Annotated in this window: 13 protein-coding genes; 9 read left to right on the top strand and 4 right to left on the bottom strand. The window is 65.1% G+C overall.

The window, feature by feature from the left end; translation table 11 throughout:
• Nucleotides 1–20 precede the first annotated feature (20 nt).
• Entirely contained in the window at nucleotides 21–701 is a 681-nt protein-coding gene (locus E0H45_RS33150; protein WP_202872642.1) for a GntR family transcriptional regulator, read from the bottom strand.
• Between the two features lie 164 nt (nucleotides 702–865).
• Here E0H45_RS33150 and E0H45_RS33155 point away from each other — a divergent pair, with 164 nt between their 5' ends.
• From E0H45_RS33155 to E0H45_RS33180, 6 genes are read left to right on the top strand one after another with little or no spacing between them, the layout of a single operon-like run.
• Nucleotides 866–2,584, top strand: coding sequence for a GH39 family glycosyl hydrolase (locus E0H45_RS33155; RefSeq protein ID WP_131344770.1), 1,719 nt, complete (start codon nucleotides 866–868; stop codon nucleotides 2,582–2,584).
• Between the two features lie 5 nt (nucleotides 2,585–2,589).
• A complete protein-coding gene (locus E0H45_RS33160; RefSeq protein WP_202872643.1) occupies nucleotides 2,590–3,414 on the top strand; it encodes an aldo/keto reductase in 825 nt (274 codons plus the stop codon).
• Between the two features lie 7 nt (nucleotides 3,415–3,421).
• Nucleotides 3,422–4,327, top strand: a complete 906-nt coding sequence (locus tag E0H45_RS33165; RefSeq protein ID WP_131344772.1) for a carbohydrate ABC transporter permease — start codon at nucleotides 3,422–3,424, stop codon at nucleotides 4,325–4,327.
• Nucleotides 4,324–5,193, top strand: coding sequence for a carbohydrate ABC transporter permease (locus tag E0H45_RS33170; RefSeq protein ID WP_131344774.1), 870 nt, complete (start codon nucleotides 4,324–4,326; stop codon nucleotides 5,191–5,193). Before E0H45_RS33165 ends, E0H45_RS33170 begins: the two co-directional genes overlap by 4 nt.
• 9 nt (nucleotides 5,194–5,202) lie before the next feature.
• The gene (locus E0H45_RS33175; protein WP_131344776.1) at nucleotides 5,203–6,645 is read left to right on the top strand and encodes an ABC transporter substrate-binding protein; all 1,443 of its coding nucleotides are present in this window, start codon (nucleotides 5,203–5,205) and stop codon (nucleotides 6,643–6,645) included.
• Nucleotides 6,642–7,424: an SDR family NAD(P)-dependent oxidoreductase gene (locus E0H45_RS33180; RefSeq protein WP_131344778.1), complete on the top strand. Its 783-nt coding sequence runs from the start codon at nucleotides 6,642–6,644 to the stop codon at nucleotides 7,422–7,424. The genes E0H45_RS33175 and E0H45_RS33180 overlap by 4 nt, the downstream gene beginning before the upstream one ends.
• Nucleotides 7,425–7,432: 8 nt before the next feature.
• Here E0H45_RS33180 and E0H45_RS33185 read toward each other — a convergent pair whose 3' ends face one another.
• The 3 genes from E0H45_RS33185 to E0H45_RS33195 are packed head-to-tail and all read right to left on the bottom strand — an operon-like array spanning nucleotide 7,433 to nucleotide 8,959.
• A complete protein-coding gene (locus E0H45_RS33185) occupies nucleotides 7,433–7,861 on the bottom strand; it encodes a nuclear transport factor 2 family protein (protein WP_131344780.1) in 429 nt (142 codons plus the stop codon).
• A 27-nt stretch (nucleotides 7,862–7,888) separates the two neighbouring features.
• The gene (locus E0H45_RS33190; RefSeq protein WP_131344782.1) at nucleotides 7,889–8,488 is read right to left on the bottom strand and encodes a TetR/AcrR family transcriptional regulator; all 600 of its coding nucleotides are present in this window, start codon (nucleotides 8,486–8,488) and stop codon (nucleotides 7,889–7,891) included.
• Between the two features lie 54 nt (nucleotides 8,489–8,542).
• The gene (locus tag E0H45_RS33195; protein ID WP_131344786.1) at nucleotides 8,543–8,959 is read right to left on the bottom strand and encodes a hypothetical protein; all 417 of its coding nucleotides are present in this window, start codon (nucleotides 8,957–8,959) and stop codon (nucleotides 8,543–8,545) included.
• Nucleotides 8,960–9,107: 148 nt separating this feature from the next.
• On the opposite strand from E0H45_RS33195, the gene E0H45_RS33200 reads away from it, so the two are divergent.
• The 3 genes from E0H45_RS33200 to E0H45_RS33210 all read left to right on the top strand — a co-directional run bounded on the left by E0H45_RS33200 (nucleotide 9,108) and on the right by E0H45_RS33210 (nucleotide 12,930).
• Nucleotides 9,108–10,352, top strand: a complete 1,245-nt coding sequence (locus E0H45_RS33200) for a M24 family metallopeptidase (protein WP_131344788.1) — start codon at nucleotides 9,108–9,110, stop codon at nucleotides 10,350–10,352.
• A 232-nt stretch (nucleotides 10,353–10,584) separates the two neighbouring features.
• On the top strand, nucleotides 10,585–11,928 hold the full coding sequence (locus E0H45_RS33205; protein WP_131344790.1) for an extracellular solute-binding protein: 1,344 nt from the start codon (nucleotides 10,585–10,587) through the stop codon (nucleotides 11,926–11,928).
• A 12-nt stretch (nucleotides 11,929–11,940) separates the two neighbouring features.
• Nucleotides 11,941–12,930, top strand: a complete 990-nt coding sequence (locus tag E0H45_RS33210; RefSeq protein ID WP_238155472.1) for a carbohydrate ABC transporter permease — start codon at nucleotides 11,941–11,943, stop codon at nucleotides 12,928–12,930.
• Nucleotides 12,931–12,938 lie beyond the last annotated feature (8 nt).

The following is a 12,938-nucleotide window of genomic DNA, read 5'->3' on the forward strand; positions in this document are numbered from 1 at the left end:
CAAAACGGCACTCGAGGAGGTCAGCGGTCCGGCAAGTTCAGCCGCTTCAGTCGCTCGTACGCCCCGACGATGTGCTTGTCGATCCCGTCCTGCGCAGCTTGCGGATCCCCTAGAGCCAGCGCATCGCGCAGCTCCTTGTGCTCGCTGTAGCCGACCTCGAGGAAATCCGGAAAACTCGCGTTCCGGGCGCGCAGGAAGACGGTCACCTGCCCGCGGATGGACTCCCAGACGCGCTGCACCCGCGTGTGCTCGCAGTACGCGTAGATGATGTCGTGGAACTGAAGGTCCAGCCGGACGGCGTCTTCCGGATCGATCTTGGTGTCGACACTCTTCATCTGCTCCAGGACCGCGTCCATCTCGGCGAATCCCGCGTCCTGCATCCGGGTGCATGCGCGGCCGGCGGCCAGCCTCTCGATCGCGCCGCGGAGGGTGTGCACCTCCTCGACGTCGGTCCTGGTCAAGGTGCTGACAAAGGCCCCGCGGTGCCGCCGGAGCTCGACGTGCCCCTCTTCCTCGAGCCGGGACAGCGCCTGCCGGATCGGCCCACGGCTGACCTTGAGCGCGTCGGCCAGCTCGGTCTCCTTGAGATGCTGGCCCGGCTGGAACCGGCCGCCCGTGATCATTTCCCGGAGCACGTCGGTCACCAGATCACCGAGAGCGCGCTGCGACGGCAGCGGGGACACGACATCGTCGGGGATCAAGCCGACCACCTCCTCAAGCCAGTTACCGCCCGTAATCCGGGGCAGGGACGACTCTAGCCCCTGTTCGGTCTCTCTGTAGATTGTAAACAGTTACTCATTGACAGTAAACGAAGTGCCGAGCAGACTCGGAACCTCCCCGGACGCAGAGAGAGGTCACGACGCCGATGACCACTGACACCGCGGTTCACACCGGACGCAGGGCGCTCGGCCCGTTCCCGCCCGCCGCTCCCCGGAATCCCGATGCGCCCCACGTCACCACGGCGACGATCGAGGTCGACGCCGCGGAGATCGAGGGTCCGCTGACGCGCATCTGGGAGAGCTTCGGGTACGACGAGTTCAACTGGACGTACACGCCCACCGGCAAGCGCCTGCTGCAGACCTTCGCCGACTTCTCCGGCGCCGGCTACTTCGTCCGGCCGCATTACATGTACTGCTCCGGCAGCGGATTCGGCATCCCGCACTGGAGCTCCGGCAACGTCTACCACGAAGATGCCGACGGCAATCCGTACTACGACTTCACGATCCTGGACCAGGCGTACGACGCGATCGTCGGCGCCGGACACCACCTACTGGTGGAGCTCGGCTTCACCCCGCGCGACCTGCTGCCACCCGAGGCCGCCGAGCTGACCGTCGTACCGAGCCCGACTGCCTACACCAACTACGAAGCGGGCGCTTGGGGGTATCCGCCGAAGGACTACGCCAAGTGGGCGGGCCTGATCAGCGCTACGGTTCAGCACTGCATCGATCGCTACGGCGAGGACGAGGTAAAGACCTGGCTCTGGGAGCTGTGGAACGAGCCGGACATCGACTACTGGCGCGGCACTCTCGATCAGTACAACGAGCTCTACACCGCAACAGTGCAAGCAGTCCGCGCCGTGCTGCCCGAGGCCAAGGTCGGCGGACCAGCTGTCACCAGCGGCGGACTGAACTTTCTGCAGGGCTTCCTGGACTACACGTCGAGCCGCAACGAGCCGCTGGACTTCATCTCGTACCACACCAAAGGCTGCCACTTCCCGACCCGCGACTACCGGCCGTTCGCCGAGCCGGCGGCCGAGCAGCTCAGCCCGTCGTCGACAAAGATGCTGTACGACCTGCGCGAGTTCAACCGGCTGATCGGTTCGTACGACGCGTACGCCGAGCTGCCGGTGATCGTCGACGAGTGCGACGCAGCGGTGCCGGCGCACTTCGGACGCTACGACAACCGCAACTACAGCTTCCAGAACACCGAGTACTACCCGGTCTTCCAGGCGAAGCTGATGAAGAAGATCCTCGACCTGAACGCGACTGAGCCGGCGCAGGTCGCCTACGCCACCTCGTGGAGCTTCTACTTCGAGGCCGAACGCTACTTCGAAGGCACCCGGTCCTTCCTCACCGCGGGTGGCGTCGAAAAGCCGTTCCTCAACGCCTATCGGATGCTGTCGCTGCTCGGCCCGAACCGCCTCAGCACGACCTCCGACGCGGCCTGGCAGGTCGGCGAGCTCGAAGGCACCGACGGCAGCAGCATGCCCGAGGAAGTCGACGCCCTCTCTTCGCGCTCGGACGACGGAAGCGTCGCCGTCCTGATCTGGCGACACATCGACGATCAGTACCAGACCAGCCAGGATCTGACCCCAGTGACCGTGACCGTCCGCAACCTGCCGGCCGGGTCGTACCGATTGCGGCATCTGCGCATCGACGCCGACCACAGCAATGCCTTCACCGTCTGGCAGCAGCTCGGCTCACCGCAGGACCCGACCGCCGACCAACTGGCCACGATCAAGAGCCGGCAGGGTCTCGAGGAGTTCGAAGCGGAACGCAGCCTCACGGCGGACGGCGACGTCTCGCTCGAGGTCTCACTTCCGTTGCCGTCGGCATCGTTGCTGATCCTCGAACCGAGCAGCTGATCGCGATGATCACGCTGAACAACGGCGTAAGGATTCCCCAGCGTGGCTTCGGCGTTTTCCAGGTCCCGCCGGGCGACACCCAACCCGCGGTCGAGCAGGCACTCGAGATCGGCTATCGGCATCTCGACACCGCGGCGGCGTACAACAACGAGGCCGGTGTGGGCGCAGCCGTCCGAGCGTGTGGGCTGCCCCGCGAGGACCTGTTCGTCACCACCAAACTGCGCAACGGCGAGCACGGCCACGAGTCGGCACTGCAGGCGTACGACGAAACGCTGGAGCGTCTGGGGTTGGACTACGCCGACCTGTATCTCCTGCATTGGCCCAACCCGACGGCGGATCTGTATGTCGACAGTTGGCGTGCCCTGGAGCGGATCTACATCGATGGACGAGTGCGGGCCATCGGTGTGTCGAACTTCCTGCCCGAACACCTGGACCGCTTGGCCAAGGAAGGCGAGATCGTTCCGGCGATCAACCAGATCGAGCTGCACCCCACCTATCAGCAGCGCGAACTGACCGAGCTGTGCCGGGAGCGGTCGATCGCGGTCACGGCGTACTCACCGCTCGGTCAGGGCGGCGACCTCGATCATCGGGTTGTGGCGTCGATCGCACGTCGTCACGAGGCGACGCCGGCCCAGGTTGTGCTGCGGTGGCATCTGCACCGCGAGCACATCGTCATCCCCAAGTCGGTTGATCCCGAGCGGATCCGAGCCAACTTCGAGCTTGACGGCTTCGAGCTGACCGATGACGAGATCGCGTCGATCACCATGCTGGAGAACGGCAACCGGCTCGGCAACGATCCCCGCACGTTCGCGCTCAGCCAGATCAGGTAGCCCGGCCATGACGAGCAGATCTGTGCGCCTCAAAACCACCTGGATCTGGATCTTCCTGCTCCCGACCGTCGTGCTGTACGGCGTCTACACCATCTACCCGATCATCGCGAGCTACTGGTACTCGCTGGTCGAGTGGAACGGATTCGACGCCGACCAGAAGTTCGTTGGCCTGAGCAACTACCGCGAGGTCTTCGCCGATCCGCTGTTCTGGAACTCGTTCAAGGTGACGTTGTTCTTCATGCTGCTGGTGGTGCCGGCGCGGGTGCTGCTCACGCTCCTGCTGGCGATGATCCTGAACTCGCCGAAGCTCCCGCTGATCGGCTTACTGCGTTCGGCGTTCTTCATCCCCGTGGTGACCACGACGGCGATCATCGGCGTGGTGATGCGCTTCATCCTGGATCCGGCCAGCGGACCGATCAGCACCGCGTTGACGAAGCTCGGTTTCGGCGGCGTCGATTTCCTGGGTGATCAGCACCTGGCGTTGCCGACCGCGGCCGTCCTGTACGTCTGGAAGTTCTTCGGTGTCACGATGATCTACTGGCTCGCGGCGCTGCAGACCATCCCGTACGAGTTGTACGAGGCGGCCCGGATCGACGGCGCCGGCACCGGGCAACTCTTCCGGCACATCACGGTGCCGATGCTCAAGCCGTTCCTGATCATCATCACCGTGCTGACGATCGAGGAGACGTTCCACAACTTCGACCTGATGTACACGCTGACCGGCGGTGGACCGTACTTCCACACCGAGATCATCGAGATCTACATCTACCGCTGGGCCTTCGCCGCCTCGATCCCCCAACTCGGGCACGCATCCGCAGCCGCGGTGATCTTCGGGCTGTTGGTCGCGGTCGTCGGCGCCGTCCAGTTGTGGGGCGTGTACGCCGGCCGCCGGCTGAGAGGAGACCAGCGATGACAGCGCAAGTCGTCGTACGCACGGATCGGCAGCGGCGCCTGTTGCACCGGCTGCCGTGGTGGATCGCCGCGCTGTTCCTGGTGGGTATCGCGGTGGTCTGGATCTTCCCGTTCCTGTGGATGCTGTCGGCATCGCTCAAGGACAACATGGAGATGTTCACCGGCGGCCTGAAGTTGTGGCCGGACAAGTTCGTCTGGGACAACTACACGCGGGCGTGGAACGACGCCCACTTCGGCCGGTACCTGATCAACACCGTGGTGGTCACCGTGATCACGGTCGTGATCGTCACCGTCCGCTGTGCGACTGCGGGCTATGTCCTGGCCCGTTACCGATTCCGCGGTTCCAAGCTCTTCCTCGGCGTACTGGTCGCGACGCTCTTCGTCCCCACCGGCTACACGATCATCCCGGTGGTCAAGATCTCGATGCAGCTGCACCTGATCGACTCACTGACCGGACTGATCCTGGCGCTCAGCGGCGGGGCGTACGTGTCGGCGATCCTGTTGTACTACGGGTATTTTCGGCAGATCCCCCGGGAGCTGGAGGAAGCCGCGATCGTCGACGGCGCCGGCTTCGTCCGGATCTTCTTCTCGGTGATGCTGCCGTTGGCGATGCCGGTCACGGCGACCGTCGCGGTCCTCACCTTCATCACGACCTGGAACGCCTTCTTCCTGCCGCTGGTGTTCACCTTCAGCCGGGCCGATCTCCGGACGGTGAGCGTCGGCATGCAGGCGTTCGTCGGCGAGACCGCGACCGACTGGGCCGGCATGGCCGCGGCCGGGGTGATCTCGATCGTCCCGGTGGTCGTGCTCTTCATCTTCCTGCAGCGCTACTTCGTCGAGGGAATCTCCGGAGCAGTCAAGTCCTAAGGAGTGGAAATGACCGGGATGACACGTCGCAGTCTGCTCGGCGCATCGGTACTCACCGCCGTCGGCGCCGCGACCGGATGCAGCAGTTCGAGCTCTCAGAGCGGAAGCACGAGCGGGGGCGCCACCGGAACGTTGGACTGGTGGGACCACTTCAGTTCGTTCAAGCGCCTCAACGACGACTGGGCCAAGACACAGTCTCCGTCGCTGAAGACCAACGTCGCCCATACGTACTACGACGCGTCCAAGGCGACCCAGGCGTTCCAGCTCGCGCATCAGGCCAACAAGATGCCGGACGTCTACTCCAACGTGATCGGGCTCCCGTTGCCTGCCCTGGTGAGTGGCAAATGGGTGCACGAGGTCACGATTCCGGCTGACATCAAGTCCAAGCTGCCCAAGGACGCGTTCACCGAGGGCATCACCCAACTGGACGGCAAGCTCTACGGGTTCCCGATGTTCAGCTTCCGGCAGAGCTCGACGCTGGTGTGGGTGAACAAGGACCACTGGTCCAAGGCCGGGCTCGATCCGAACAACGTGCCCACGGACTACACGGCGTTCAAGGACGCGTTGGGCAAGCTGAAGTCGGCCGGGATCCAGCCGCTCACGCTGGCGATCGGCGCGGACGGCGGACGCATCCGTGATCAGGTCGATGACATGGCGCAGACGGCCGGCTTCCCCGGGTACCAAGGCCTGCAGTTCACCACCGGCGAGTACGCGTATCACCACGATGCCTACGTCACGGTGATCGAGTTCTTGAAGCAGCTGAACGACGACAAGTTGATCATGCCGGGCTCGAACAACTTCGGTGTAGTCGACGCCCGGACCCGGTACGCATCGGGGGCAGTCGGGACTTTCATCGACGGCATCTGGTGTGCCGGTGGATCGAAGGCGTTGGCGCCGACGATCGTCGACAAGCTCGCGTCCGGTCAGATCCTGGTGCCGACGTCGGGTACGAACCCCTGGTGCTACCGCGGCCGGCCCGCTGCGACGTACTTCGTCTCCGCGGACAGCAAGAATCCCGACGCGGCCGGGAAGCTGATCGCGTCCTTCATGTCCGACGACTACCAGAAGGGGATGGTCGAGGCGATGGACCAGCCGCCGTTGAACCTCGATCTCGTCGCGTCGTCGAACGTGGTCGACGCGTACAAGAAGGGCGTCGAGTACTGCAAGAAAAACGTGTTCCTGATGCCACAGGCGATCGTGAAGAACCCTTCGATCGCGAAGGTGGACGCACTGCGCAAGCCGGTCACGCCGCATGTCGGCAACATCGTCCAGGGCTACCTGGGCGGATCGATCAAGGACCTCAAGGCCGAACTGAAGAAGCTGAGCGACGCCACGGCCGCGGACCGAGCGCAGGCGCTCCAGAAGGCGAAAGCGGCCGGAGCCAAGGTGTCGGAGGCCGACTACGTCTTCAGCGACTGGAAACCCGGCCAGGACTACGGGGCCGCCAAATGACCGCCGACCGCGCTGCGGTGGTCACCGGCGCGCGCACCGCGGTCGTGACCGGCGCGGCATCCCCGCACGGTATCGGCCGCGCCACAGCCCTCCTCCTCGCGTCACAGGGCTGGAACATCGGGATCCTCGACATCGACGGCCCGGGAAGTGAGGCGGTGGCCTCCGAGATCACCTCGACGTACCACGTCAAGGCTCTCGGTGTCGCGGCCGATGTGTCCAACGAGGCTGAAGTCCGTACGGCGATCGACGAACTCGAGGCCGCCCTACCGCCGCTAGCAGCGCTAGCGAACATCGCCGGCGTCAGCTCCCCGGTCCCCTACCTCGAGCTGACCTCCGACGAGTGGCACCGCGTCATCAACACCAACCTGAACGGCGTCCACTACGTAACCCGCCGCGTCGCCGAGAGCATGGTGAGGCACAACTACGGCCGCATCGTCAGCATCTCCTCCACCTCAGCCCAACGAGGCGGCGGCACCTACAGCAAAACGCCGTACTCCGTAGCCAAGGCCGGCGTAATAGGCCTGACCCGAGCCCTGGCCCGCGAACTGGGCCCGTTCGGCATCACGGTCAACGCCATCGCCCCCGGCCCGATAGCCACCGAAATCATGGGCGGCCCACTGACCCCCGAACGCCGAACGGCCCTCACCGCCGACCTCCTCGTAAACCGAGTAGGCGAACCCCAGGACGTAGCCTCCGCAATAGCCTTCCTACTCTCCGAACCTTCCAGCTACATAACCGGCCAAACCCTCAACGTAGACGGCGGCCTCTACATGCACTGACCGGCCGGCTAGTCGTCTTCCCAGGCCAGGGAGCTGATGCGCCAGCCGGTCGGTGTACGGACGAACTGGGTGGTCTTGTGGCCGCCGCCCTCGAACCGCTCGCCGTTCTGGACGCCGGACTTGCGATACTCGCTGAAGCGGTGGGCGATCGAGCCGTAGATTTCGGTCTGCTCGCTGACCTCCCACTCGGAGAACTCGGTCAGTGTCCCGTCGGTGAGGATCCGCTGGCGGGGCTCGACGAAGGAGTCGAGATCGTAGACGACCGACCGGTCCCCGGTCTGGCTGATGATGGTTCCTTGGGGGATGAACACCTCGCGGACGCGGTCGGTGCGGGGCGGGCCGTCGGTGTTGGTGAAGGCGCTGAAGAACAGGCGCATCAGCTCGTCGAGCTCTGCCTTGGCGGCATCGGGCTCGGGGCGGTTCTGGTCGGCGGACATCGAACTCCGTTCACATAACAGGTGTTGTCAGGTCTCGTTGCGGAGGGCCTCGAGCCACAGTGCGATCGGGCGGCGGAGGTCGTTGAGGCTGGCTCGGGTGCCCGGTGTGATGGCGGCGCGGGCGCCGTACAGGCGGTCGAAGAGGAGGCCTTCGAGCAGGCTGAGCAGGTCGCGTGCGGCGCGGGCGGGGCGCGGCGCTCCGAGTGACTTCATCAGTTCGGTGGCCGGCTCGAGACCGAAGAGGCAGACCGCGAGTGCGTTCCGCAGTTCTTCGTCATCGATCGCGTCCGGGCTCAACGCGTACCGGGCGAGCGCGTCGCGGCGACGTGGCCCGAGCAGCGTGTCGACGTACTTGGCCATGAACGCGGCCGCGGTGGCCGTCGTCACCTCGGCCACGCGGCGCTCGTCCTGGGCAGTCGCGAAGGCGTCACGAGTCACCTCGGTGAGGTGCCTGATCGCGGCCTCGACCAACTGCTCGCGGGTGCGGAAGTAGTACGACGTCGAGCCCTGCGCGATGCCGAGCTCCTTGTCGATCTTCTGATGGGTGAGCGCGTGGTTCCCGCCCTCGGCCGCGAGGGTCAGCGCGGCATCGCAGATCTCGGTACGGCGGCTCGAACGTCGGGGCATGCTGCGCATCCTAACTCTAGGATCTCAGAGCCTCACCGAAACGCGCGACGCGGATCAGATCGTGCCGGTGGTGTTGATCTTCGTGCTCGCCTGAGCGCCGATGAACGGAAGGTCGACGGCCCACAGCAGACCCGCGTTGCATTCCGGTACGTCGAAGTCGCACATCACCCAGCCGCCGGCCTCGCCGCGGTCGTTGAAACACTCCCGGTACCAGTTCCCCGACGACTCCTTCCCCTGAATCGTGGCCGCGACCGGATGTCCGTTCGCCTTGGTGTCCTTGATCCAGACCCGATCCCCGTACGCGGCGAAGCACGCCTTCGCGCCGGTCACCGACACGCACCAGACATTCTCACCCGAGGGCGGCGGCCCACTCGGGCTACCGTTCGTGGCCGACGCCATGGACGCCGTCCCCGCCAGGATGAGCACCGCCGCCACAGGAACCACGAGCAGCACACGCACCAGCTTGTTCATGAAATCACTCTCCGTCTTTGTGTCTTGGTAGCTCTAATATCCTAGAGCTATCAAGGGTCTTGTCTTCTTGATCTCTACGATCATAGAGTTAACTCTATCATCGTAGAGCTGGCGCCTTGGTGCGTCAGCGGCGTACCGAGGGAGAAACGTGAAGCGACAGATGCCGGCGTACTCACTGGCCGAACGGGACCGCCGGTGGGCGATGGCGCGGGACCTGATGGCCGACGAGGGCCTCGACGTGTTGCTGGTGTACGGCGAACACGAGGGTGTGCCGGCTGCGCCGTTCGCCCACGACAACTACTTCAGCAACGATCGTCCGGGCACCATCGTCATGTTCTGCGGCGACGAGGACCCGATCCAGCTCGTCTGGTCACCGATGCACGTCGAGGACCACATCGAGGCCACCAAGCGCGGCGACGAACTGTGGATCGAACCGGCCCGCATCCGGGTCGGCAAGGACGCCGCCCACGTTGCCGCCGTCATCAAGGAGCACTCCCTCGAGGCCGCGACGATCGGCGTGGTCGGCCTCGAGCCCTACCCGCCGTTCCACATCCTGCCGATCCTGCCGCACGCGCTGTACGGACCGCTGACCGAACAGTTCCCGCGGGCGACCTTCAAGCCCGCATGGTTCCCGCTCCTGCTGCGCATGCTGCCCAACTCCGACGAGGAACTGGCGCTGGTGGAGTACGCCGCCGAGGTCGGCGACGCGATCGCGGCCGCGATGCTGAATGCGACGTACCCCGGAGCCACGGATGCCGACGTCCTGGCCGCCGGTATGGCGGCCGGCTACTCCCGCGGCGCGCAGCCGCACATCCTCATCAACACCGGACCTTCCGTCGTCTCCTGGGGCGACGCTCCGTGGGCCTATCGCCCGCAGCAGCCTCAGGTGATCGCCGACGGCGACGTCGTCATGGCCGAGGTTCTCAACGCGGTCGCGCGCCGCGAGACCCAGAGCCAGGTCGCGATCGCCGTCGGCGACGTACATCCCGACATCGAAGCGGCCGCGCAGGTCGCTCGGGCTTGCTACGAGGCCGGGCTGGCGCAGCTCGTCCCGGACAACACGTTCGGTGACGTCGCCGAAGCGATGATCAGCACCCTCAAAGAAGCCGGCGGCTGGAACGTGCACCCGATGCTCCACAGCCTCAACCCGTACGGCCCGGTGTGCGGATTCGGCTGGGGCCTGAAGACCTTCCCACCTGCGAAGGCGTACGGCGAACTCGGCGAGGTGCCCACCGTCGGCGCGGGCCTGCCGCTCGAACCCGGCATGACCTTCGCCTTCGAACCCAACTGCGTCATCAACAACCACCTCGTCAACCTCGGCGGCACGGTCGTGGTAGGCAACGACAAACCAATCGAACTGAACACGTTCACAGCCCAGCTACTGCGGCGCTGAGGCACACAAGTAGAGGGTGAGTCGACGCGAGGCGACGGGCGGTGAACCGGCCGAACCGCCGCCTCCACCCACCGAACCCGCGCTAATCTGACGCTCAGTCCGCCCGCGAGCCAGCAGCGGGCCGACCGTCACTTCTCCATAACCGGTCTCCAAACCATTGTCTGGGAAATCGATTTCTGCGACACTCCGTCGCGTGAGTAGCGGTAGACCTAGGCATCAAGGGAGCATCGACATGCGTCAACGGAGACTCAGGATCGTCGCAGCAGCAGCCGTAGCCGCGTTGATCGCCCTCGCGGGCTGCAGTTCGAATTCCGGGACTTCGGGCAGCTCCGGGGGTAGCGGAGGACCTGCCGAGATCACCTTCTGGCAGTCGCAGTTCGAGCCGTACCAGCAGAAATGGTTCAAGACGTACGTCGACAAGTTCAACGCGTCCCAGACCGACGTGAAGGTGAAGTACCAGGTCGTCCCCGGCGACACGTGGCAGCAGAAGCTCAAGGCCGCGCAGGCCGCCGGCACGCAACCCGATGTCGCGACGACGAACTACGGCGGCATCCCTGCCGGCGTCGCGAACGGCCAGTTCGCAGAGCTCGACGGGCTTCTTCCGGACAAGGCCTGGAGCGATATCAAATCCAACGTCGGTGGGTTCGTCCAGGTCGGCGGCAAGCACTACGCGTACCCGATGCTCGTCGAGCCGTCGACTGTCCTCTACTACCGCACCGACCTCGTCAAGGCCGCCGGTCTCGACCCGAATGCGCCGCCCAAGACCTGGGACGAACTGCTCACGTGGGCCGAGAAGCTGACGAAGGGCAAGGTCAAGGGCATGACGATCGCCTCCGTCGCGCCCGACCTCGGCTGGTCGAGCTGGGGCCTGCAGTACAACGCGTGCGGTCACCTGCCGATCAACGACGACTGGTCTGCCGCCAACGCGAAGGACCCGTGCTACACGAAGCTCTTCGAGTTCTACCAGACCCTGTTCCAGAAGGGCTGGATTCCGCAGCAGCCGAAGGTCGGCTACCCCGACGCGACGCCGTACGGCCAAGGCCAGGTAGCGATGATGGCGAACGGCTCGTGGGCGGTCGGTCAGCTCAAGCAGACCTTCCCGGCGATGATCAAGAACACGGCGGTCGCTCCGTTCCCGTCCATCGACGGCGATCCGAGCAAGCCGACCGCGACGCTCGGCGGCTGGACGCTCACGGTCGACGCCAAGTCGAAGCACAAGGAGGCGGCGGCGAAGTTCATCGAGTACCTGCTCGCGGGTGACCCGGCGATCATGGCCGACTTCTTCAGGCAGAGCGGTTTCTCGAAGTACACCGTCCGCACGTCGGTCGACCAGGCACTCGCCAAGGACCCGGCCGCCACGTCCGACCCGTTCATGAAGGTCATCACCGACAAGGTCGTCGCGACCGGCAAGGCCGAGCCGGCGTACCCGTTCGACATCTCCCTCGCCTTCGCGACGGCGATCGAGTCCGTGATGAAGGGCAAGTCCGACATCCCGGCCGCCACACAGAAGGCGAGCGACGCGATCGACCGCGTCATCAAGCAGCAGCGCCTCAAGGGCACAGCACCGAAGGGCTGACAGGGTATGTCCATGATCGACACGTCGACCCAGCCGACGGGCCAGGCCACCGAGGCGATCGACCCGAGCGGTACGTCGCGCCGGCGGCGCGGGCGTCGCGCGAAGTTCACCGAGGAGGTGCCGCGACACCTGCGCGCGCACCTCACGGCGTACCTGATGATCACGCCGATGGTCGTACTGCTCGGCATCTTCGTCGTCTGGCCGCTCGTCTACGCGTTCTATCTGAGCTTCTTCGAGATGAGCTTCTACAAGGACGCCGAGTTCGTCGGCTTCGACTTCTACAAGTACGTCCTCACCGACCCGGAGTTCTACGAATCGCTGCTGGTCGGCCTCAAGCTCGCCCTGATGGTCGTGCCAACGATCCTCGTTCTCGCGCTGCTCCTCGCGAGCTTCCTCGCGACGCTGTCGAAGCGGATGGCGGCGTTCATGAAGACGACCGTCTACGTGCCGGCCGTCGTCTCGAGTGTCGTCGCGGCGATCATCTTCGTCTTCATCTATCAGGACGAGGGCTTCGCGAACTGGTTCATCGGGCTGTTCGGCCAAGGCCCGCTGGCGTGGCTCAACACGGCGTCGACCGCGCTGCCGGCCGTAGCGGTCCCCGCGATCTGGCTCGGCTTCGGAGTTTCGACGCTGATCATGCTGGCGGGCATCCTCGACATCCCTGAGAGCTACTTCGAGTCGGCCAGGCTCGACGGCGCGAACTTCTGGCAGCGCACCCGCTACATCACCATCCCGTCGCTGCGCAACGTCATCCTTTTCCTGCTCGTCTCCGGCCTGACGTTGACGATCCAGGAGTTCCAGCTTCCGCTCGTCATGACGAACGGTGGCCCCGTCAACGCGACGAACACGCCGAACCTCTACATCTTCAACAGCTTCCGCGACGCCACGCCGTACGCGACGAGCTACTCGCTGACGGCGGCGCTGCTGCTCTTCATCGTCATCGGCACCATCTCGCTCGTCATCTTCCGGGTCGTCAGCTCCGAGAAGTCGTCGGACGCCTGAGCCGGCGT

This window comes from Kribbella soli, assembly GCF_004331345.1.
Lineage (GTDB): Bacteria > Actinomycetota > Actinomycetes > Propionibacteriales > Kribbellaceae > Kribbella > Kribbella soli.